This window comes from Thermoplasmata archaeon, from assembly GCA_038851035.1.
Taxonomy (GTDB): domain Archaea; phylum Thermoplasmatota; class DTKX01; order VGTL01; family VGTL01; genus JAWCLH01.
Window position 1 is genome coordinate 64826 of sequence record JAWCLH010000001.1, and the last position, 23241, is coordinate 88066.

At 60.6% G+C, this 23241-nt stretch carries 14 protein-coding genes; 2 read left to right on the forward strand and 12 right to left on the reverse strand.

Annotated elements, in window-relative coordinates:
- Positions 1 to 13: 13 nt before the first annotated feature.
- Together QW379_00225 and QW379_00230 are read right to left on the reverse strand one after the other, a co-directional pair.
- Positions 14 to 910: a CARDB domain-containing protein gene (locus QW379_00225; protein MEM2868836.1), complete on the reverse strand. Its 897-nt coding sequence runs from the start codon at positions 908 to 910 to the stop codon at positions 14 to 16.
- Complete coding sequence (locus QW379_00230) at positions 907 to 7980, reverse strand: STT3 domain-containing protein (GenBank protein ID MEM2868837.1); 7074 nt, start codon at positions 7978 to 7980, stop codon at positions 907 to 909. Before QW379_00230 ends, QW379_00225 begins: the two co-directional genes overlap by 4 nt.
- 293 nt (positions 7981 to 8273) lie before the next feature.
- On the opposite strand from QW379_00230, the gene QW379_00235 reads away from it, so the two are divergent.
- Together QW379_00235 and QW379_00240 are read left to right on the forward strand one after the other, a co-directional pair.
- A complete protein-coding gene (locus tag QW379_00235; protein ID MEM2868838.1) occupies positions 8274 to 9143 on the forward strand; it encodes a 30S ribosomal protein S3ae in 870 nt (289 codons plus the stop codon).
- Positions 9112 to 9714, forward strand: coding sequence for a hypothetical protein (locus QW379_00240; GenBank protein ID MEM2868839.1), 603 nt, complete (start codon positions 9112 to 9114; stop codon positions 9712 to 9714). Before QW379_00235 ends, QW379_00240 begins: the two co-directional genes overlap by 32 nt.
- A gap of 113 nt (positions 9715 to 9827) precedes the next feature.
- Here the strand turns inward: QW379_00240 and sepF are convergent, their stop codons facing one another.
- The 10 genes from sepF to QW379_00290 all read right to left on the reverse strand — a co-directional run bounded on the left by sepF (position 9828) and on the right by QW379_00290 (position 23192).
- Positions 9828 to 10208 (reverse strand): cell division protein SepF, encoded by a 381-nt coding sequence (gene sepF, locus QW379_00245; protein MEM2868840.1) that lies wholly within the window; start codon positions 10206 to 10208, stop codon positions 9828 to 9830.
- Positions 10209 to 10292: 84 nt separating this feature from the next.
- A complete protein-coding gene (locus tag QW379_00250; protein MEM2868841.1) occupies positions 10293 to 11429 on the reverse strand; it encodes a Coenzyme F420 hydrogenase/dehydrogenase, beta subunit C-terminal domain in 1137 nt (378 codons plus the stop codon).
- Between the two features lie 12 nt (positions 11430 to 11441).
- Entirely contained in the window at positions 11442 to 11843 is a 402-nt protein-coding gene (locus QW379_00255; GenBank protein ID MEM2868842.1) for a hydrogenase iron-sulfur subunit, read from the reverse strand.
- A 123-nt stretch (positions 11844 to 11966) separates the two neighbouring features.
- Positions 11967 to 13736, reverse strand: coding sequence for a CoB--CoM heterodisulfide reductase iron-sulfur subunit A family protein (locus QW379_00260; protein ID MEM2868843.1), 1770 nt, complete (start codon positions 13734 to 13736; stop codon positions 11967 to 11969).
- Positions 13733 to 17107, reverse strand: a complete 3375-nt coding sequence (locus QW379_00265; GenBank protein ID MEM2868844.1) for an FAD-dependent oxidoreductase — start codon at positions 17105 to 17107, stop codon at positions 13733 to 13735. Before QW379_00265 ends, QW379_00260 begins: the two co-directional genes overlap by 4 nt.
- Complete coding sequence (gene nuoF, locus QW379_00270) at positions 17104 to 18993, reverse strand: NADH-quinone oxidoreductase subunit NuoF (protein MEM2868845.1); 1890 nt, start codon at positions 18991 to 18993, stop codon at positions 17104 to 17106. The genes QW379_00265 and nuoF overlap by 4 nt, the downstream gene beginning before the upstream one ends.
- Entirely contained in the window at positions 18990 to 19919 is a 930-nt protein-coding gene (locus QW379_00275; GenBank protein MEM2868846.1) for an NAD(P)H-dependent oxidoreductase subunit E, read from the reverse strand. Before QW379_00275 ends, nuoF begins: the two co-directional genes overlap by 4 nt.
- 2 nt (positions 19920 to 19921) lie before the next feature.
- Positions 19922 to 20806 (reverse strand): CoB--CoM heterodisulfide reductase iron-sulfur subunit B family protein, encoded by an 885-nt coding sequence (locus QW379_00280; GenBank protein ID MEM2868847.1) that lies wholly within the window; start codon positions 20804 to 20806, stop codon positions 19922 to 19924.
- Positions 20803 to 21399 (reverse strand): 4Fe-4S dicluster domain-containing protein, encoded by a 597-nt coding sequence (locus tag QW379_00285; protein ID MEM2868848.1) that lies wholly within the window; start codon positions 21397 to 21399, stop codon positions 20803 to 20805. Before QW379_00285 ends, QW379_00280 begins: the two co-directional genes overlap by 4 nt.
- A gap of 107 nt (positions 21400 to 21506) precedes the next feature.
- Positions 21507 to 23192 carry a PKD domain-containing protein gene (locus QW379_00290; GenBank protein MEM2868849.1) on the reverse strand — a complete coding sequence of 562 codons (1686 nt, stop codon included), beginning with the start codon at positions 23190 to 23192 and terminating at the stop codon, positions 21507 to 21509.
- Positions 23193 to 23241 lie beyond the last annotated feature (49 nt).

Genomic DNA, 23241 nt, shown 5'->3' on the forward strand with positions numbered 1-23241 from the left:
CAGTTATTCCCTTCTATACTATTTTTTTCTTTCTATACCAATAATATATAGACACTGCACCGCCCACGAGAGCGAAGGCGACCAGTGCTAGGACAACCGGCGAGATGGGCTTGGGGCCCTGCGCGCCCGGTTCCTTAAGAACGATGGTCTTCTCGATCACACTGCCACTCTCGGAGAAGAGGGGCTTTTTATGCTCTGGGTCGAGGACTATCCTGACGCGATACTCGCCGTTGTCTACCAGAGCTGCATTCCAGACGGCCGAGACGTTTTCCCTCCCGCCGGGCTCGATAACGGGGACGCTCTGGTTGGCGAAATTGAGCCAACGGCCCTCGAGCCTAACATAAAACGCGACGAGAAGGCCCTCAACGCGGGTCTCACCCGTGTTCCTCACGGTCGCGTTTATCATTACCTCTCGCTTGTTCCGGATTGAGATAGGCCAGCGCGCCTTCGCCTTCTGTCCGGCGGCGGCCTCGCCCTCGAGCGCGGTGACGGCCAGTTGGAGCGCTATCTCGCCGGCCTTCGACGGGGCGTGGAGCGTGACATTGAACTCCGGCTGCTCAAGGGGTCTGTCGTGGACCATCTTGTACTTGTTCTCCTCCTCCGTTCTGCCGGCGGGCGAGGTGATGTAGCCCCCCTCTAGATTCTTGCCCTTCATCTCCAGCTCAAAGCCCCATTTGATGCCCTCTGGCCCGTAGATTCTGATGTTGTAGACCGCATCTGTCGATACCTCCAGCCTATCCGGCCCGGATATCGCGACGGCGGTGCCGGGCGTGTCGGCGCCGGCGACGGAATTCTGTATAATGGGGAGGATGAGAGCCGCAACAAGCGCCGGCAGAACGAGGAGCCGCACTCCGGGATTGGGTCGTAGAGCTTTCCGGGGCGCGAGGGAGTGGTCATTGGAGCCGCTCATCCCGCCCACCTCCTGCGCCTGCCCAGAAGTAAAGCGGCCGCCGCTAGGGACGAGACCAGCCCGAGCGCCTCGAAGCCCGGCATTCCTTTCGGAGAGGTCTCAGAAACGCCGGGTCCGGAGACCCTGAAGTTCCCGAGGGTGATTTCGGGAAATGTCAGGTTTATTGTCAGGGCGGCCGTCGGGGTCATCTCGTTCTTTGAATTCGCCTTCACCAGGGCGGTCATACCCCTCTCCACCCTCGCCCCCTCAAATGGCACGGCCGTCAGGGTCAGCTCTCTCTCCTCCCTCGCCCCCAGCGTCGGATTGTAGTCGCTAAGGCGCAGGGTCCAGCCGTGGGGGCCGGAGACGGTGAGGTTGAAGGTGTCGAAGCCATTGCCCCGGTTGACCAGCATGAACTTGTAAAGCATGCCGGCCTCCTCTCCGGCAGTCGTCGGCGAGTCGGTCGAAGCCTTCAGCTCCACGCCGTATATCTGGACAATGCGGACGATGAGACTCGTCTGATTGGAGAACTGCTGCGGGAGCTCGGATGAGCGGGCCCTGAAAGTGACGAAGTTGTCCCCGGCGTTTGCCTCCGCAGAAGCCCGAATTCCTACCATGACCTTCGCGCTCGCTCCAACGTCGAGCGAGACGCTCCTTTCGCTCAAGTTGACTTCCCAACCACTAGGCGGTAAGGCCTCCAGCTCAAAGGTCGCTCTCTTATTCCCGGTATTGGAGAGCTCTACCGTGTAGTTCACAGTCCCGTTGACTTCTATTGTTGCTTTCTGGGTCTCGTCCCAGCGGACGCTCACGGAGTGGTCATCCACCCTCCTCAGGACCGTATCCCACTGGGCGGAGGTTTCACCCTTGCTTATGTTGAGCTGGGAGGTGGAGTTATATGTCACATTCAAACCCCTCTCCATCGCGACATAGGTTGCTTCGACGGTATAGTTGGCTGGCGGAATGTGCAGCTCATAGACGGGCCTCGTTTCGATTAACTCGAGGGGGACTGTGCGGTTGGCACCTTTCACCTCGAGCGAAGCGTTGAACGAGAGTCTCACCCTTTCCGGCATCCTCGATACCCCATCCTCAGATGAAAGGAAGACCGAGCCCCAGACCCTCACGGCCTTCTCCAGTGGGACGTTGAGCTTTACCGCGTCACTGCTCGGTTCGAGCTCGAGCGGCATTAGGGCGGCGAGCTCGGCGCTGTCCACACGGGCCTTGGCGTAGAGGGCGTAGACGCCCGGCCTTAGCGACATGACCAGCCGCCCGTCGCGGTCCGTGCTTGAGCTTGCATTCTCCCCCCGGCCGTCCAGGGCGAATAGAGACACAAATGCTCCCGAGGTCAAACGCCCGCTCCCCGAGAATGTGACATGGATAGAGAGCGTGAGGTTTATCGCCTCCAGCTTGAGTTCAAAGGTTCGTGTCTCCAGTCCCACACGGACGGACCGCGTGCCGTTAGGCTCGGGTGCATAGCCACCGGCCGCGACTTTTACATCGTAGCTCCCCTCCTCAAGATATATCGAGTAGTTGCCGGTTTCATTGGTTCTTGCAGTAAATCTCGCGCCCGAGGCGGCCTCGAACGCAAGCTCCGCACCCTCCACGCCCTCCTCTGCGTCCGGCTGTTCGTTCGCGTTCCTGTCGTAGTGCACCCTCCCGAGCGTCTCGATCCTGCGCTCAAGCGTTACATTCATCTCAGCCACCGGGCCATCCGGGACCTCAAGCCCAACGGAGGCTAGGTACATTATGGGAACCAGAACGTCCTCGGAGAGTGTCTCGTTGGTGTAGTTCTCAACAGCAAGCCCATAGTGGGCCCCGCGGGGCAGAATCGCCTCGTACCAGCCATCGGGGTCGGACGAGAGTGTCGCAAGCCTCCCATTTCCGGGCTCGAATAGGCCCAGCGGAATTCCCTGCCGGTTCTCACCACTGTCGTACCTCCCATTGTGGTTGAGGTCGACGTAGACCATGCCCCGGACGGTGCACCCGGGCCTCAGGGAGATGTTGAGCGGGCCCGTCCTCTCCACCCCAGCCCTCTCCAGAAAGACCAGGTCCGGGGTCTGGGGCGAGGAGAGCTGGAGAAGGGTCCAGACTGTGTAGTTCCCGGGCGGGATTAGGACCTCGTAGCGCCCCTCCGATGTCTCCACGCCTGTCACGCCGGGTAGATATGAGACTCCGGGGACGAAGGCGTCAGCGCTGGAGACGAGCTCTTCGGGTATGAATTTAATGAGGGCGTTACGGTGCTCCGCTTTCTGCGCCACACCGTCGCCGTTTTCGTCCTGGTAGACCACGCCGCTCAGCTTGACCTTTGCCTTCAGGGAAAGGGCGAGCTCGGTCGTTCCGTTCCCTAGCCATACCTCTAAGGGCTGGAGGAGAGAGAGGTTGACTTCGCCGCGCCAGGTCTTAGATTCATCCTCGACCCGGACGATGTATTTCCCCGGAATCACAGGGGCAGAGACGCTGCCTTCATTGTCGGTTGTCAGGTTCAACGCCTGCGCGCCCGAGGAGGCCGGGTCCAGATAGACAGTCACCCCCGCGGGAGCCGGGGTACCGTCGATGAGGAAGGTGATGCGGAGGGGGACCCTTGCGGGGTCGAGCTTGAAGTTTCTCGATATAGGCTCGTCCAGCACAGAGCCCGTGGTGAGAAAGTCGGTGGCGGTGAGGTAGCCATTGCATGAGACGGATACAGTGTAGTTTGTCTTCTCCGCGAGAAAAGCCCTGTAGGCCCCTGTCTCGTTGGTGAAGACGGTCACCCTGCGGCCCGCGCGCTCGAGCTCCTCGAAGACGACCGCGGCTCCCTCCACGGCCTCCCCCTCGTTCGTGACCTCGTCTGAGTTCCTGTCCCAGAAAACTGTTCCACTGACCCTAACGCCCTGCATGAGGCTCAGGTTGAGCTCCGTGGCTTCGCTGAGTTCAAGCCTCGTGGTGTTTGTATAGGTGTCCGTCTCATTAAGGGGCTTGTAGGCCCGTATCGAGTAGTTCCCTGCGGGCAGGTAGACCTCGAAGTAGCCCAGGTTATTGCAGGGGATGGATATCCTCCCCCTGGCGCTCCAGACCTCCACAGTCGCTCCCGGCTGGCATTCCGGGGGGCTTATCTGTGGCGTTGGGCCGCCGGGTGAGATGACCTCCGGAGGCACCTGGGCCGGTTGGTGGACGTCATAGGAGCCGTTGCCGTTCAAGTCCCTGTAGACGGTGCCGTTGAGCCTGATTCCGTTCTCCAAGGAGAGCTCCAAATGGGGCGCGGATGGGGTGGGGTGGATGAAATCCAGAGCGACAAGGACATCGCTCCCCGATACGAGGCGCGCGAGAACCGTGTGGTTTCCTCTCGCGACCCAGGCCTCAAAAGTCCCGTCTGGTCCGGACCGCACCGTGACCGAGCGGCTGATATTGTCCATGTTCTGTAAAGAAATCAGGGCCCCCGGGTGGCTGACTCTGCCCGATACCTTCAGGAGGGGAGCGGTGGTGATGTTCAGGGTGGTGTTGTCGCTCTGATTGAATATTACGCTTGTTTTCTGGCCCAGGAGCGCGGGGGATATGAGGGAGGCGTTGTATGAGCCGGGAAGCACCCTTTCGATCATATAGCTCCCGTTCTCCGTGCTTAGATTGGACCAAAGAACGCTCCCGTCCGGACCCAGAATCGCGACTTCAACGCCTCCAGCGGGCGTCCCGTTCTCCCATGTGACGGTTCCATTCAGATTGATGTTCTTGAAGGATATGTCCTTGGTTTCGTTCGCCCCCTGCCCGAAGCTCGTGCTCCCGCCGTCGATTCGAAGACCGCGGTACTCCACCGTCAGGTTGTACCCGCCCGGCGTCAGGTTGAGGAACTCATACGTACCGTTGTTGCCAGTCGCAGAAGTGCGGTTGATTCCCATCGTCTCGTTGACTGCCCGGACATAGCATGATATGTTGTCGTCGGTGCCGGGGGTGAAGGAGCCATCGCCATTGATGTCGTAATAAACCCTCCCCGATAGCCTGGAGGTGTTGACGACGAAGTCCTTTCTTATATTGTAGTCAGGAATTCCGTCCAGGTCGAGGTCGATTTCCCTCCTCATGGCCTGGTCGTCGGAAATATAGAACCGGGTTGAGCTGAGCTCGTGCCTCTCCGTTAGTAGGAGGAGGTTGTCCGTGCCCTCCTGGCCGCCGTTCGTTACCTTTATGGTCACGTTGCCATAGGGCGCGAGGAGGCTGTACCTGCCCCTCGCGTCGGTGAATGTGTAGCCGTGGGGTATGCCAGGGTAGTATGTGATGGGGAGGCTGACGTCATCGAAGACCGTCACCCTCGCTCCCACGACGGGCTCACCAGTGTCGGTCGTAACGGTCCCGTTGACCCAGGCGCCGTGGTAGTACTTCAGGAAGAAGACCCCGCCGTAAAGGTTCCTGTAGAACTGGTCAAGGGAGCCCTTCTTCATCTCCTTGTAGCTCTCGGCGGTCCAGGGAGGAATCACACGCCAGTCCGCGTGGCGCTCCGAGACACCGGTGCTCTCGTTGTACGGGTTCCAATAGCTCGTCCTGTATTCCAACCTGAAGTTCGACATGTTCCAGCCCTGCATCGGGGGGTATTGGCCCGACCTCATGTTTCCGACGAGGGAGGGTATGTCGGTATAGCCGTTGGAGCCCGGAGAGATGCCCACGTCCCTCGGCCCATAGCCGATGTAGGCCTTGTAGAAGAGCGAATTGTAAAACATGTCCTGATAATACAGATTATAACCAGTGATTTTGAAGTCGGGGTCTCTCCTTTTCTCCAGAGGTATTTTGGCCGGGTCGTACTCTATGCCGTCGTTGCCTGTGGCTGTGACCTTGAGGAAGTGGCTGTACTCCTGGTCCGTCAGCTTGACTGGAGCGTAATAGATGCCCGTGTTGGTGGCCGAGAAGGGGAACATCCTGTAGTCGCCTGCGAAGTATCGAATCTGGTGGCCTGTGGCTTCCATGAGCTCATCGTACATTTCAACAAGCTGTCTCTGGGTGAGGGTTGAGGTGAGGAGTCCCCTGAGCGCCACCCACTTCGTGTTCATCCTATTCATGTCGCTGGTCCGGAAGCCGTAAAGCTCCGAGTTCTTAAGAATTCTGGACTTCCACGCATCCAAATTCTTTTCCTCTTCTATTTCTATAAAGTCTCTCGCCTTTTTCTCCCCCAGATACTTCGTGAGGATGTCCCTGACCACGGCATCGCTCGTGGCGCCCTCAGTTACTCGGGCGATGAAGTAAGCTATGGCGCTGCTCTCGTTCTGGGAGGTTATGATGTTCCCGGATATCTCGACACCCTGCTGGAAGTTGTCCGCAATCGAGGGGTGCTCGCCCATGTGCATGCACCAGTGGCCGTAGTCCCACCAGGCGACGAAGGCGGGGCGATCCTCGGGAGAGAGCTCTCGGTCCTGCTCCCTGAACCAGAACATTGCGTCTATCCAGGAGTCGCTGGGGAAGGCAGTTCCGAAGGAGCCGAACCACCAAGTCCCCCCCTGGTTAGGGTCGAAGCCCGGGGGATGCAGGAAGGAGGGCAAGAAGTCGTATATCTTTCGGTCGAAGTTGCGCTTTGTCTCGTAGGGGATGCCTGCGTCCACACCGTACCAGGTGGCGGAGCCAATCACCATTACACCAACGAAGATTACGCCGACGACGTGCCTGAGCTTTACAGAGGATTTCAGGGCGTGCCACCTACCCCCCCCGCTCAGGCCCTTATAGGTCTTAACGACCTTTTTGAAGTCGAGGAGGTGAATGAGGGTCCAAGTAACCCAGCCCCCAAGGATGGCGAAGACCGGTGTTGCGTTGTACATGAAACGTACGGCGCTCATCGCCATGAAAATCGCCATGAAGCACCACATCAAGGTGAAAATGTAGTCGTTCCTCCACCTCTCCTTCGGCAGCCGCCAGGTTAGATAAATAATTGCTACTAGTGCAAAATAGAATATCCATTCGCCGTACGAATAGACCATCCGGCTGAAGTCGGGGGGCTGGGCCTCGGCGATGGTTTCGTAAAGTTTTGTCCTGATAAAGTAGCCCTGGAAGCCAAGCACTACATTCCAGACGCTGGGAAAGAGCGACAGGACATACAGCACTCCACCAACTAGGCCCGCCAGGCCGGGGGCGACGAGAATGTAAGGCTGATCCCTCGTGACAACGATGATTCCCGCGTACAGCGCCGTGGCTCCGAAGACAAAAAACGGTGTCTCGTACCAATGGATAAAGTACATTGTGTAATAATAAGGAAGAGAGACTAAAAGCGGAATGAACATCGCCGTCAGGATGAGGATGGCAATCCCGAACGTGTCCTCCCGCCTGACCCTTTTTATCCACGAATGAATAAATAGGTACATGAACAGAATTGCAAATATATATGTGCCTCCTTTCCAGCCGAGCATGACCGCGGCGATTGAGAAGCCCGCGAGGACGGAGTAGCAGACTGCGACCCTGTTGTTCTCAAAGAACGTAACAAGGCCCCGGGATATCTCCGCCGGTTTCCTCCAGCTCTTCACCCAGTACTTGTCCTCCAGATTCTTCATTGCCCGCATCAAGAAAAAGAACGCCAAGACCACGAAGAAGACCACGTATGAGTCGTGGTCCGAGAATCCCAATGGGGTTCTCTCGACATTCCCGGCCATCACAGCGATGAAGAATGCGGCGAAATAGGCAGGCTTCCTGCCGAACATATCTCTTGTGAAGTAGTAGATGGGAAATATGCTCATGGCTGCCCAGAACGCCGGCAGAATCTCGAAGAACATCCATACGGCCTTGGTCACGTCGAAAGAATAGAATGGTGTGAGGAGGTAGCCGAGAAGAACTGCTGTCCACGCGAAGGCCGGTGGGTTGGGGTTTGGGCCTCCTGTGGGGTAGTTCATCAGGGGGTCCCAGGTGAGCTGGTGGCCCGTCTCGACGATGTAGTCAATGCTCCTCTTATGGTAGTCGGGGTCGTTTCCGGAAACCACGTAGCTGTACTCCCCGTAGGTGGCAGTGGGCGACACCGCCGGTTCATAGTACCAAACGCACCGAATCACCATCGCAAGCACGAAGCAACCGAGCAGGACGAGAGCGGTGAGGAGCTTTCCCTTCAGGTCTCTGCCCTCGCCCTCTCTTCCCCTCTTCTCATTCGTCTCCATCGCCATCGTCCTTGCCCCTCGGCCGGCAGAACCGGCTTCGTAATGCTCTGCGAAAACAATGATAACCTACTTATAGATTATGATAACTAAAATAAAATTTATTATTCCGATGGACTCACTGGTAGTCTAATTAGTTCGGCTGAGTGGCCGGGAGTACTGTTGTTGGGCGGCTTGCGAGAGGCCCGGCCGTCGTGGTGTGGAAATCTTGGCGGGTCGGCAGGTGGGGGCACCGTCTAGATCATCTTAACTATTTTATACTGGTTGCTTGATTGAGGGTGCCTGTAAAGCGAGGGGAAATCTTGGGCGAGAAGGAAACACCGCCGCCAGAGGGACGGGCTAAGGCCAAGGCGGAGGAAGCGCGGGAGGAGAAAGCGGAGAGGCATCCTTCTGCAAAGAAGGGCAAGGAGAAGTGGCGGGCAAAAGAGTGGTACAGGGTTTTTGCCCCTGACATGTTCGGTGGCCAGCAGGTCGCCGAGACCCTCGCCGCAGACCCCAACAGCCTTCCCGGCCGCGTCGTCTCGGTCTCCCTCCAAGAGGTGACGGGGGACTTTTCAAAGATGCATATAAAATTGAAGCTCCGCATTAATAAAGTCTCAGGTTTCGACGCCCACACCATTTTCATAGGCCACGACCTGACCAGCGACTACATAAGGAGGCTGACGAGGCGGAAGCACTCAAAGATGGACGGAGTTTTTACCGTCCGGACCAAGGACGGCTTCACGGTTAAGGTGAAGCCGATGGCGATAACAGAGAAGAGGATACAGACGAGCCAGCAGTCCGCAATACGAAATCTGATGAGCAAGGTTATAACAAGTACTTCTGAGAAGCAAACGCTCGGAGAGCTCATAAGGGATATATTACAAGGCGAAATGGCCAAGCTGATATTCAAGGAGTGCAAACCGATTTACCCCATAAGAAAAATCGAAATACGGCGCACGGAAGTCATCGGCTTCCCAGAGCCGGACTCCGCATTGCCCTCCGCAATAGCGCCCGAGGCCCCTCCCACCGGAGCGCCATCGCCCCCCGGTGGCGAGGGCGCCGGCGAGGCCCCTGCGGGCGAGGGAATTCCTGAGCAGACGCCGAACCCTCCCGCACCACCCGCCTCCGCCCCGGATAGGGAGAAGGGAGGCTCGGCGGGTGGCACGGAAGAAGAGGAGGGACATGTTTGAGTTCCCTTCTGAAATTGTGACCATCCCCACCCTCCCTGCGCTGGGCTTGATTCTCGTCGGGCTAGTTGTGGCCTTCCTGGGGCGGGCCCTATGGAAACTCACGACTTTTCTCATCGGCGCGGTGGTCGGTGCCACCGTCGGTTCCGTGGTGACCTCCCTAGTCGCTCCCGGAAGCAGCGTGTGCCTGCTCGCTGCGGTCGTCATCGGGGGCATAGTGGGGGGCGCGCTGGCCCTGGTACTTGTCAAGGCAGTCTTGGCGGTGTGTCTCGGCGTAGTTCTGGCCGGCCTCGTCGCCACGATCACGACAAGCCAGCTCGCCGCACTCGCGGCCTTCCTCATCGGTTTCGTAGTCGCTTGGATATTCATGGACAGCATTATGGGAGGACTCACAGCCGTTGCCGGAGGCTCGCTCACCGGCATCGGTGCGGGAGCGATTGTTTCGGGAACAGCCGGCGAGCTCGCCGGAGCTGTGGCGACGGCTTTGGTTGCGCTCACGGTCTCTCTCGCAGGAATAGGCTACCAGCTCGCCTCTCGCGGAGAGCTGAAAAGGCCTGGAAAGCGCGAGAGTTAGAGAAGGCTTATTCAAGTACCGGTCGCGATGCGTCCGAATGGCGCGCCTCCGTGGCCTGAGACTTCTCCCTGACCGGGAGTTCAGAGCGACTAGCCGGCGCGGGGTCGTGCCTTTCAGATTCCCCCGCGGATGACCTTCCGGTCGATAGTTATGCCGCGCGGAGTAACCATTATCATGTTTTTGGATATTCCCGCGGCGTCGCCGCCCGTGTCCCTCGTCACATTCTTGATCTCGTTGGTCACACGCCTGAGCGCGAGTTCGTCCGCCCCCAGAGTGCTGATGTCAATCACCACTATATGGCCATTGTAGACGAGATTCATCAGGTCCGGGAGATCCTCGTGGCGGTGGAGCTCGGCCACTTTGACGGTCGTCGTCGCTCCGGCTGGAATCTCGTCCTCGAATTTCATCGCGCCAAGGTCTATGTAGGCCTCTGTCTCGACCGGCTTGGGCTGCTGCTCGCCCGAGACGATTTTCTTAAGGAACCCGCGTCCCATCCGCTCCACTCCTTTTGCAACTGAAACGTCCCGGTGATTAATAAATGTTGGGTAAGTCCGGGAGGGAAGGGACAGGGCCGCCCCCTACTCGCCGCCCACCTCCTCTAGCTCCTTCTCCTTGAAGGTTGCCAGCGGCAGCGGCTCCCTCGGGTCCCTCCCCGGGACGTAATCGAATAGCCTTTGGACTCTCTCGCCGAGCGGGATGAAGAGCAGCGCTACCGGTATCTCCTGCGGGCAAGCCTCCTCGCACATTCCGCAACCAACGCACGATGTCGCCATGTGGTTCAGCCTCGTTAGGTGGAAGAGGAGGGTGTCCTGAGGTAGCCTGAGCAAACCCTTCCTCCCCGCCCTCCGAAGGGTATGTCTCGGAGAGGGTTCCATGAATTCGGCGTCGAAGACGCACTCCTTGCAATAGCAAATGGGGCAGGCGTCCCGGCAGTTGTAACATCTGACGCAGCCAGAGAGAGTGGAGAGGAGGGCATCTAGTGAACCGAACTTATTCCTGGCCTCCTCCAGCCAGCCCTTTCTGAACTCAGCGACCCTGGCGAGCCGCTCCTGAATTGTGCTTCGGCGCGCCTCCGGAACCACAGCCTCCCGATAGCCCGCCTCGGTCAGCGCTCTCAGCGCCCCCGCGCCAGCATCCGAGTGGGCTTCTATGAATAGCTCCTTGAATGGGTCGAGGCCAATGTGCGCCACGACGAGGTCCGCAGTGCCTTCCAAGGGCCAAAAGCGCTCGCAGGCTCGGCAGGTCTCCCGCTGGGACTCGGGCTCGTCTTTCCCGATAAGCTCGGCGCTGGGGTCCCGCCCTTCCCTCTTAATCTCCGCTGCCCTTTTCTCATAGGCCCTCGGCTTCATAGTACCGTGGCAGTCCACGCCAATGAAGAACATGCTGGCCCGGTTGATCTGGTTCAGCTTGACCAGCTCGACCGCTGCCCGGAGCTCGCATGGCCTGAGGACTGCCGCAACCCTCGCCCCGGGGTCTGCCTCGGAAAGCTCCTGAAGGAATCTGGCGGCATTGTTGGCCATCAGCAGATTGATGGGTCTGGGGCTCTTCAGCCCCTCCCTTTTCCTGACCAAAGTCTGATGTATCGCTAGCCCGTGCGGTGATTCTTGTGGAATTACGAGAGCGTCTACAATTCCTTTATCGAGAAGGACACTGAGCGAGCTTGCGAGCGCCCTGTTGAAGTCGCCATCCATCACTTCCACACGTACAGAGCTCATTCCATGCCACCCCTATAAGGCCCACTCCCACCTGAACCTATTCGGTCCTTTCTTCTCGAGCGCCTCGGTCATCTCCCGGACCGTCTCAGCGAACTTCTTACCTTCACTTGCGCTTATCCACCGGACCCAAACCCTCTCCTCGTCAAGGCCAACTTCCTTCAGGAGCTGCTTGAGAACGGTCGCCCTCCGCCGGGCCTTGAGGTTGCCGGTCTGGTAGTGGCAGTCGCCCGGGTGGCAGCCACCTATCAGCACCCCATCGGCGCCATCGAGCAGCGCCTTGATGACGTACGTCGGGTCGACCGCGCCACTGCACATCACCCTGACCGGTATAAAGCCAGCAGGGTACTGAAGCCGGCTGACCCCGGCCAAATCAGCCCCGGTGTAAGTGCACCAGTTGCATATGAACCCGATTATCCGGGGTTGGTACGCCGCCCCGCCCTCTCCCGTGCCAGCCTGCTTCTTCTCCGCTCCTGACTTCCCCTCGCTCCCATCGCTCACACATGCACCTCCCTTCCCCGCTTCATCGCTCTATCATCCTCATCCCAGCGCCTCTATCTGGTCCATCAGCTGCCTGAGCTTGTGGTTCCTGACCGCTATCGCCTTCGACGGGCAGGCCGTTGCGCATGCCCCGCAGGCCGAGCACTGGGCTGGGCTGACGCTTGCGACCACCCTCTTCACGCCCCTTTTATGGTCCACCCTCGGCTTTGTCGTTATCGCTCCCATCGGGCAGAGCGCCTCGCACTGCCTGCAGCCCGAGCACCGAGACTCGTCCACCTCCGCCCTCACGGCTTCGGCCTCGATTTCCCCGGCCGCGAGCAGCTCTCCGAGCGCGGCCGCCGCCGCCCTTGCGTCCTCGACCGAGTACCTGATGCCCCGCGGACCGGCTGCGCACCCAACGACCGCCACGCCCTTTCTCTTCAGCATGTCAAAGGCCGGATTGTACTCGCGCAGAAAGCCATCACGGTCGAGCGGAATTCTGAGGAGCCTAGAGAGCTCATCGGTCCCATCGCTCGCCTCCTGGCCTACGGAGAGCACCACGAGGTCGGTCCTGATTCTGAGCAGACGGCCCGTGTCTATGTCCTCCGCCACTACCACCAGACCTCCGCCGCTCTTCTTGACCTCTGCCACCTTCCCCCTCACGAACTCGATTCCCATCTGCCTGGCTTCAAGGTAGTGTTCCTCGAAGCCCCTGTAGGGCCCCCTGAGGTCTATATAATGGATGTATATCCGGGCCCCCGGGAGCCTCCTCTTCAGCTCCTTGGCCTGGCCGATGGCGTAGGTGCAGCAAACTAGTGAGCAGTGCGCTCTCCCCCTGCCCGTGGTGTCGCGCGAGCCAACGCACTGGATGAAGCTGATGGTGTTGGGTGTTTTACCATCGGAGGGCCTGCGGATGGCGCCGTCACTCTTCCTCGCCTCTACGGCCATCTCCTCAAGTTCGAGCGATGTCACGACGTCTGGGTGAATTCCGTAGCCGAGCTCTGGAAACCTCCGGGCATCAATTAGCCTCGATCCCGTGGCAACCACTATGACCCCCACCATAACCTCTATCTGCCCGGTGGGAGTGACGAGGAGAGCGCGGTAGGCCCCGAGTCCCCCACTGAGCTCTTTGAGCCGGCTGTTGAGCAAGACCTCGATGCGGGGGTGTTGCAGAACCTCCTCAATTTTTGGTGTCAGAACGCACTCCCTGCAGTAGTGGATGCAGCAGCCGTCGGGCTTGCATTCCTGCGTCGGGAAGGTGGTGCTCAGTTTGTAGGTCCGGCCCCCGAGCCCCCCCGTCGCCTCGACGAGGTAGACACGCGCGCCGAGCCGCGCGAGGTCCAGGGCCGCCTGCATCCCCGCGACGCCTCCACCAAGAACCAGCGCTGCCTTTGTCACCGGCGCGGGGCACGGCTCCAGCGGCTCGAGGGACGACGCCCTCGCCACCGCGGCGGAGAGCATCAGCTCTGCCTTCTCCGTTGCCCTCGCCTTGTCCCTGTGAGGCCAGACGCACTGCTCCCTCAAATTCACCATCTCCATCGTGTGCCTGTTCAGGCCCACAGAAACGAGAGCGCGTGCGACCGTGTCCTCGTAGAGCCGGGGCGTGCATCCCCCGATCACAACCCTGTCGATTCGATTTCTGAGAATGAATTCCCTAAGCCACTCTTGACCCTCTTTCATGCAGAGCTCCCCCGCCTCCTCCACGGCCACGACATCGGGAAGGCGTAGGGCCGCGGCTTTCAGGTGCGTGAGGTCCAGCCCCCCGGATATCTCGCCCCGGCAGGTGCATAGAGCAACCCCGATTCTCGGTCTAGGCGTGGCCGCCTTCATCCGCCCCCCTCCAGAGCCGCCTCAATCATGGCAAATATCTGTTCCTTCGAGAAGCCTCGGGGCGAGGGGCATCCCGACGGGCAGGCCGCGGCACAGGCTCCGCACCCCTTGCACAGAACCTCATTGACCTCCGCGGCGCCCCTCTCCGGAACAATCTTCACGGCTCCCGTCGGGCAAACGGCTTCGCAGAGCCCGCAGGCGGAGCAGCGCGAGGCGTCAATGGCGGCGGGCAAGCCCTCTAGCTCGACCTCCTTTTTCGAAAGAATCTCCGAGGCCTTCTGGGCCGCTCCCATCGCCTGAGATATCGCCTCTTCAATGAACCTTGGCGAGTGGGCGGTTCCACAGAGGAAGACACCCTCCGCCGAGAAGGATATGGGAGCTATCTTGGGATGGACTTCCATAAAGAAGCCGTGCTGGGTCTGGGGGAGCTTGAGCGCCCTGGCGAGCTCACTGATGTCTGGTGGAGGGACCGTGGCCGAGCTCAGTACAACGAGGTCTGGGTGGAGGGTGAGCCTCACTCCCAGCGACCTTTCCACTACAGACACCTTCAGGCCCTCGCTGCCCGCAACAACCTCTGGCTTTTCGGTATCCTCGTACCTGATGAATCGGACGCCGAGCTCCCTCGCCTTCCTGAAGTGCTTCTCGTTGAAGCCATATGTCCTGATGTCTCTGTAGAGAACATACACCCCCGTGTCGGGATTCCTCTCTTTTATCTCGATCGCATGCTTGATAGCGGTGGCGCAACAGACGCGCGAGCAGTAGCTCCTCCCCCCCTCCTCCCTGCTGCCGACGCACTGAATCATCACCACGCTCCTGGCCCGGAGCCCGCCCTCGTGAATCAGCCTATCGAGCTCGAGCTGTGTCACTATGCGGGGGTCGGTGCCGTAGCCGAAATAGCCCTCGGGTCTTAGCTCTGTGGCGCCAGTGGCAACTATGATCGCACCCGCGTCGATTTCCGTGGCGGAGGGGGGCCCCGATACCCCTTCCTCCCTCGCCTGCCCCCTCTCTCTCCCTGCAGCCTGGGGGGTTTGGGCGTAGCCTCGCCCCTCCCGATTCCCGGGACTCGCGTCCGCTCTGGGCCTAGAGACCGGCACGATTCGTGCCCTGAAATTCCCTATGAACCCCTCCACGCTTTCAACGGTCGAGCTCAAGTGGACCCTGATTTTCGAATTCGACATCACCTTCCCAATGGTCTCCCTTAAGAACTTCTGCGGGTCCTCGCCGGAGAGGAGGGAGCGGATGTTCCTCACGTTCCCCCCAAGCTCCCCCTCCCTCTCGACAATATCCGCCTCGAATCCCTGCGCCGCGAGCTCGAGCGCCACTGTCATTCCGGCGACACCACCTCCTATTATCAGCGCCCGTGGGGTCACCCTCGCCGGCTTCTTGTGAACGGGCACCGCCCTCCGGACCTTTTCGACCGCCATCAGAACAACGTTCTTGGCCTTTTCCGTCGCCGCGGCAGGGTCGTCCCTGTGAACCCAAGAGGCGTGCTCCCTTATGCTTGCCAGCTCGAAGAGATGCGGGTTGATGCCGGCCTCTCTCAGCGTTCTCTGGAAAAGGGGCTCGTGGGTCAGAGGGGTGCAGGAGGCGACCACGACCCTGTTGAGCCCGAGCTCTCTTATCTTCTCCTTAATCCTCGCCTGGTTGTCCTGCGAGCATGCGTATAGGTTTGTCTCGGCGTGCACGACGCCGAGGTCTCTCCTCGAGCCGATGAACTCAGCCACCGCCCTCACATCAATAACGCCGGCGATATTTGTGCCGCAGTGACAGACGAACACGCCGATGCGGGGCTCCTCTAGAGAGACATCCCTCTCCTCCGGATAGCTCTCGGGCGCGGTCTGCGTGTTCCTCGCGGGCGCTAGCATCGCCGAGGCCCTCGCCGCTGCGGCGAAGCCCTGGGCAACAGTATCCGGGATGTCCTTTGGCGACTGGAGCGCCCCCGCGACCAGAATTCCCTCGCGGCTCGTGTCCACGGGTCTGAAGTCCGTGGTTTTCACGAAACCGAATTCGTTCCTCTCCACACCGAGCCGGCTCAGAAAAGCGCCCATCTCCGCGGGCGGTCTGAGCCCTACGGAGAGGACGACCATGTCGAACCTCTCCCTCCGCGTCTCACCAGCCTCGTCTCTGTAGACGAGCACGATGTCCCCAGTCTCCGGGTCCTCCTCGACCTGGGGCACCCGGCACCTGTGGTAAACAACACCATACTCCCTCTCAGCGCGCCTGAAGTACTCCTCGAACCCCTTCCCGAATGTTCTCATGTCGATGAAGAAGATATGAGTGTCGGTTCCGGGGGCGTGCTCCTTCGCTATTATCGCCTCTTTGGTCGCATAGGCGCAGCACACGGCCGAGCAGTAGCCCCTCTCCATCTGCTCGTCCCTCGAGCCCACGCACTGAAGCCAGGCGATTCTCCCCGGGTGCCTTCCGTCCGAGGGTCTCCTTACGACACCGCCGTAGGGGCCCGACGACGAGAGCATTCTCTCAAATTGCAGGCTTGTGACGACGTTTTTAAAAAGACCGTACCCAAACTCCTCCCTAAGCGAGGGCTCGAAAGTCTCGAAGCCTGGAGAGAGAATCACGGCCCCGGCCCTGAGCTCGACCTCCTCCCCCCTCTGGTCATAGTCTATCGCACCAGCCCTGCACACTTCTTTGCATATCCCGCAGGTCCCCCTGACGAAGTGGGCGCAGGCCCTGCTGTCGAGCACCGGCCAGTTGGGGACCGCTTGCGGGTAAGGAATATAGACCGCCGACCTCGCCCTCAGACCGAGGTCGAACTCTGACAGGAGTGGAGCGGGGGCCCTGCCGGAAATCTTCTCGAGAGTGATTGTCTTTGTGGGGCAGACAAATGCGCACGCGCCGCATGTCTGGCAGACCTCCGATGGGACTCCGAAGGGGGGCCCAACCCTCCTCTCCGCCCCGCGTCCGATGAAGCCTATCGCCCCGGGACCCATTCTCTCGTGGCATACCCGGACGCAGAGGCCGCAAAGGATGCAGCTGTTTCCCGGGTCGTCCCTAACAGGTGGAAAGCGCCCTTTCACGGCCCCGAGCCTCTTGGCCAGTTCGTCCAGTTCGTTTGAGGTCGGGCACTGGGAGAGAATCAGCTCCATGACGACCTTTCTCGTCCTTCTGACCCTTTCGTTACCCGTTCGCACCTCTATCCCCGGCTCCGCGGGCGCCGCGCACGATGCCACGAGCCTCGCCTGGCCACCCCTGACGACCTCCACGACGCAGAGCCTGCAGGCGCCATAGGGCTCGAGGGCGGGGTGGTGGCACAGGGTCGGGATGTCTATGTTCTCCCTCCGGGCCACATCCAGAATTTTCTCCCCCTCCTCCGCCTCCACCTCCCTACCATCCAACACGAATTTGAACCTCAAGAGCTCACCTCCACCGCGCCGAATTTACAGGCCTCTAGACAGGAGCCGCACTTAATACACTTCGTCGGGTCAATGACATGTGGCTTCTTTTTCTCCCCGCTGATGGCACCAGCCGGGCAGGCCTTCAGGCACGCGCCGCAGGCTTTGCATCTTTCAGCCTTAATGGTATACCTCAGCAGCGCCCTGCAGACCCGCGCGGGGCAACGTTTATCTCTGATGTGGGCCTCATACTCGTCCCTGAAGTAGCGCAGGGTCGTCAGAACGGGGTTCGGGGCCGTGCCGCCGAGGGCGCAGAGCGAGGCACTCCTTACGACCTCCGCCAGCTCCTGAAGGGTCTCGAGGTCCTCCATGCGCCCCCTGCCCTCCGTGATGGCGCTCAGTATCCTATGCATCTGCGCTATCCCCACCCGGCACGGGGTGCACTTCCCGCAAGATTCGTCCTTCAGGAAATTCAAGAAGTACTTGGCCACGTCGACCATGCAAGTGTCCTCGTCCATCACTATCATCCCGCCCGAGCCCATCATGGCCCCGGCCGAGGAGAGACGGTCGTAGTCCACGGTCAGGTCGAGGAGGCCCTCTGGTATGCAGCCCCCTGACGGGCCTCCCGTCTGGACGGCCTTGAACCTCTTTCCACCGGGAATTCCCCCGCCTATATCATACACCATCTTTCTCAGGCTGATGCCCATCGGAACCTCCACAAGCCCGGTGTTGTTTATTTTTCCGACGAGTGAGAAGATCATCGTGCCCTTGCTGCTCTCGGTGCCGATGCTTCTGAACCAGTCCGCGCCCCTGTTGATTATCAGCGGAACATTGGCCCAGGTCTTCACATTGTTGATGTTGGTCGGCCTCCCCCAGAGACCGCTCTGCGCCGGATAGGGGGGTCTCTGTCGAGGCTCGCCGACCCGGCTCTCGAGTGAGGCGATGAGCGCGGTCTCCTCGCCGCAGACGAAGGCCCCAGCGCCTCTGAAAAGAAAAATTCTCAGGTTGAATTCGGAGCCGAGGATGTTCTCTCCGAGCAGGCCGAGCTCCTCCGCCTGCGCAATGGCGATGTTCAGGTGTTTGATCGCCAGGGGGTACTCCGTTCTTACGTATATCCAGCCCTCGTGCGCCCCAATGGCGTAGCCCCCGATAATCATCCCCTCTATCACAGAGTGGGGGTTCCCTTCGAGGAGGCTCCTGTCCATATAGGCCCCCGGGTCACCTTCGTCCGCGTTGCAGATGATGTACTTCACGTCGCCCGGCGCCCTTCTGGCGAGCTCCCACTTCTGCCCCGTCGAGAACCCCGCCCCTCCCCTACCCCTGAGCCCAGAGCGCTTTATCTGCGCAATTATCTCCTCTGGGCGCATCGAGAGAGCCCTCACCAGCGCAGAGTATCCCCCGATGGCGATGTAGTCCTCGATTCTAGTCGGATCTATTCTCCCATTGTTACCAAAGATAATGCGGGTCTGGTTTTTATAGAAGGGAATCTCGTACTCGTGAACAATTTTATTCCCCGTAGCGGGGTCTGTGTAGAGAAGCCTTTCCACAACCCTCCCGTTCAGCACGGTCTCTTCGACAACCTCGGGCACGTCCTCCGGCCGGACTCTCTGGTAGAAAATATCCATGGGCCTGATCACGAGTATCGGGCCCCTCTCGCAAAATCCGTGGCAGCCGGTTAGAAGGAGCTCCGCCCTCTCCTCCAGCCCTCTTTTCCTCAACTCCTCTCTCAGCGCATCGGCGACCTTTAGGGAGCCGTGGGCGCAGCACCCGGTGCCCCTGCAGAGCGCAAGCTGGATGCGGCGCGGGTCTCGGCCGGCGAGAAGCCTCTTCCGGAGTTCCTCGAGCTCTGCCGGAGACGTCAGCCGCTTTCTCGGGACCGGGCCCGCATCGAAGCCCCTATCGCTCAATGCGCACCCTCCTCTCCACCCGCCCCGGCCGTCGCCCCGAATTTCTGCAGGAGAGACCCGACCTTTGCGGGGCTCATTGGATAGTACTCCTCATCAACCAAGACCACCGGGCCGAGCGCGCAGGCGCCGAGGCAGTTCACGGTCTCAAGAGTGAAGAGGCCGTCGGGCGTCGTCTCCCCCGGCTTTATCCCAAGCCTCCTCTCGATGGTCTCGAGGACCCTCCTACTGCCCCTGACGTGGCACGCCGTTCCAAGGCAAACCCTCACGGTATGCACACCTCGCGGCTTAAGGCTGAATGCGGTGAAGAATGTGGCTACGTGATACACCCTCGACAGAGGAAGCCCCAGTCTCTCCGAGACATACCTTAGTGCCTCCTCCGGCAGATATCGGAACTCGGCGTTGATGTCTTGCAGAATTGGCACGAGCGCCCCCTTTTTCTCCGGGTAGCGCTCGAGAATTCTGTCGTACCTCTCTTTCTTTTCTCTGTCCAGGAGGGGCCCGACGGGCTCGGCAGTCCGGGGTTGGGGAATGCACCTGACCGGACAGCTCTGGGTGCAGGTACCGCAGCCGGTGCACTTCTCAGTATTTATATATCTGGGCTTCTTCACGACCCTGACCCTGAAGTCGCCCGGCCCTCCCTCGACGCTCTCGACCCGCGCATTGGTAAGGAGCTCGATGTTCTTCGCCCGCGCTGTTCCGACGAGCTTGGGCGCGAGGGTGCACATCGCGCAGTCGTTGGTCGGGAAGGTCTTGTCGAGCTGGGCCATGGTTCCGCCGATTGCGGGCCTCTCCTCCACGAGATAGACCTTGAAGCCCGAGTCGGCCAGGCTCAGAGCGGTCTGGATGCCGCCGATTCCGCCGCCGACAATCACGACCGCGCCCACCACGTCTTTTCCCCCTCCCGCCCCCGCCTCTTCCTTTTCCATCCTCAGGCCACCCCCAGCCTCGAGAGAAGCGCCCTCGGTTTGACACTGTTCAGGGCCATTCCGAGCTCCTTCTTGGGGTCCATGCCCAGTGCGAGGCCCAGAACCTGCGTGATGTAGAGGATGGGCAGGCCGTAGCTCTCCTTGAAGGCCTCCTCGACGCTGGCCTGATACTCGTCGTACATTATCGCGCAGAAGGGGCAGTGGAGCACCATTGCGTCCGCGCCGGAGGCCCTGACGTCCTTGAGCTTCTCGTTGACAACCTTCATCGCGCTCTTCTCCTCAATCGCGAGAATATCGCCCCCGCAGCAGCGATGGGCGTTCAGGTAGTCAATGGGCGTCGCTCCCGTCGCCCGAATCAGCGCGTGGAGCGAGCGTGGTCTCTTCGGGCTGTCGAAGCCGTCGAAGAGATGGCCGGGGCGCTCGTAGTGGCAGCCGTAGTGGGGCGCGAGCCTGAGCCCCCTCAGGGACCTAACCACCCTCTTTTCAATCGCCCCCACACCCACGTCCTCCAGCAGGACCCGGGAGAAGTGCCGGACTTTCACATTGCCCGAGTAGCGCCTCCCCGCCTCCTTCAGAATCGTGTTGATGCGCTCGAGCTCCCCCTCATCCTCAGCCAGCACCTTGCTCGCCTTCGTCAGCATTCCGGTGCAGGCTGAGCAGAGCGTCACCACCTCCAGCCCGCGCTCCCCCGCCTCCGCGAGGTTGCGCGCCGCCATCGCCATCGACGCTTCCCACTCCACATGACTCATCGGGTAGCCGCAGCAGGCGAAAGCAGGTACGTCAACAAACCTGATGTCGAACGCCTCCGCAACCCTTCTGGCGGAGGCCTCGTAGTTCAGCCCACGCGTCGCTATTGTGCAGCCGATGAAGAGCGCGTACTCCCTCACCCCTGCCCACCCCCCCTGCGCCCCTCCGATTTCTCCGTGCCACCGGCCTCTGACGGCCCCGCGGCCTCATTCGCGAGTACGTGAAGGCCCCTGCTCACGAGAATCGCCCTCGTCGGCCCAGCCTCCTCTTTTATCTCGGGCAGGGAGAGCTTCCTCCTCTGCCGGTTGTCGAAGTCGGAGACCTCGATGAGCCTCCCCCTCTGGCACAGCAGCCCCACCGCGCCCCTGAAGGCTTTGTGCACCAGCCCTTCCCTGACCGCGATGTGCTGGAGGGCCTGCATTATCAGCGTGGGCTTGACGTCCTGCGGGCAGCGCTCGAAGCAGTTGTAGCAGCCCGAGCAGAGCCATATCGCGGGGCTCGTCAGGACCCTCCTCCTCATGCCTAAAATGACCATTCTTATTATCCGTCTGGGGTCGTAGCGCGGGTCCACCTCTCCGACCGGGCATATCGCGACGCAGGTTCCGCACTGGAAGCAGCGGAGTATGTTCTCGCCGCCGTGCTCGCGCGCCACCTCCGCGGCGAAGCCGGGATCGAGCTCCGACTCATCGACCTCCTCGAGCCCCACTCGCCCAGAGGCCGCCTCCTCCACCATCGCCCTCACTATCCTCCTGACGCTCTTCTTCAGCGGAGCGAATGCAGGAATTAATTATATATTTATTGGAGACGGGCTCCGGGGAGAGCAATGATGGGTCCGAATCGCTACGGGGCGGCCCTTTTCAGAGTCCATCTGACCACAGCCGCCATGGCGGTGACCAATGCCACCCCTGCCCCGAACCCCGGCGTCTCCCTCTTTTCCACCTTGAAGGTCACATTGGCGCTGTCGAACCCCCCGCGCCCGTCGTGGACGGTCAGCGAGACTCTGTGGGTCCCGGGCCCGAACTTCCTCGACACGATTGTGTCGTTGCCTACGAGCCTCGTGCCCTCCATCCAGATAAAGAAGAGCCTGTCGCCGTCGGGGTCGAAGGAGCCGGAGGCATCGAGCCTGACGACGTCCCCCTCCTTGAACACCTTCCCCTGCGGGGGGCTCGTTATCATCGCCGTTGGCGCGTGGTTGGGCGGTGGTCCGAGCTCCGGAATCTCGTACCAGCTCTCCTCCAGCCCGAGCTCCGGGTCGTGCTCCACCCTCCAGCCGCACGGGTAGCTGACCCCGCCCAGCACCATCAAACCAGTGTAGAGGCCCCTGTCGGTTCCGGCCGAAAAGCCCCTGAAGCCATGAATCTGAACAAACGCGCTGTCTTGCGAGCCCTCCGAGCCCTCGCTTGCCCACACGCCCGCGACGCTCGCCCACGTGACATTCCCGACCCTCTCGCGCCCGCAGGCGAGCTCAACCCGTCTCGCCTCCGCCCTCGACGGCACCTCGGCAGGGTCCGGAGGCGCCGCCTCGGGAATGAGCTGTGAAAGCGCGTCTGCGGCGACCTCGACACCGGCCCCTGAGGAGTAGCCCGCCCTCTCGGTTGAGTTGAGGGCCCTCCTCGCGAGGTCTACGGTCATCCATTGAGGCGCGGATGTGGAGAGGGTGGAGCCCACAATTGTCCTCCATTCCACGACGAGGCGCGGGTTGGCGTTGAGCGGCTCCGGGTCCCAGCCCTCGATACAGATGCTGGCCTTTAACGATGCGTGAACGACGGTTCCGTTGTATATCCTTGCGCCGGCCGGCCTTACTTCAACCCCGGTGCCGTTCACGTCGAGCGAAAGGTTGAAGAAGGGCAGCTCCCCCTCGACCCTGTCGGTCCACACCCTGAGGCGGAAACTCAGCCTCACGGAGTTAAGGAGCCCGTCACCGAGCGAGTCGTTTCCCACGCCTCCGTTGCCTATGGCGGCGTAGCCGAGGCCGGTTGCCGTCAGGTTGAAGCTCAGGCTCTTCACGACTTCTCCGCCGAGCTCCTCTGTCTCTTCCGTCACCGGTCCCCTCGTCCAGTCCTGCCAAAGGGAAACCGCCTTATAGACCATCTCTCGCGCCAGTATCTGGTCCGGCGTAAGAGGCAGAGCCGAGCGCGACACATTCGCAAGACCGTCTCCATCGGTGTCGTTGAACTCATAGATTCCGATCAGCCTATGAATCACCAGGGTTCTGACACAAAGGGGAAGCGAGGTGTTGATTATTCTGCCTCGGGAGTCGTGCAGCTCGGCGGCTCCGACGGACCTCGCCCAAGAGGCCATCACCGAGACGGGGCCCCCGGCCGCGCGCCACCCGCTCCCGTAGACCACGGCCACCCAAGCGTTGCCGGATGGCGACCTAAGCATCACGTAGTCCCCCCCGCCGAGAAATGCCTCGGGAAAGCTCCCCTCCTCTCTCAATGGGAGCTCCTGCGAGCTGCAGGACAGCAATCCGGAGGTAGAGCAGAGCAGGAGGCCAATGAGTAGAGCGGCGAAGAAACTTCTCACGCGACCACCGTCGCGCAATTCCTTTGATATTTATTAAATATTATTATCT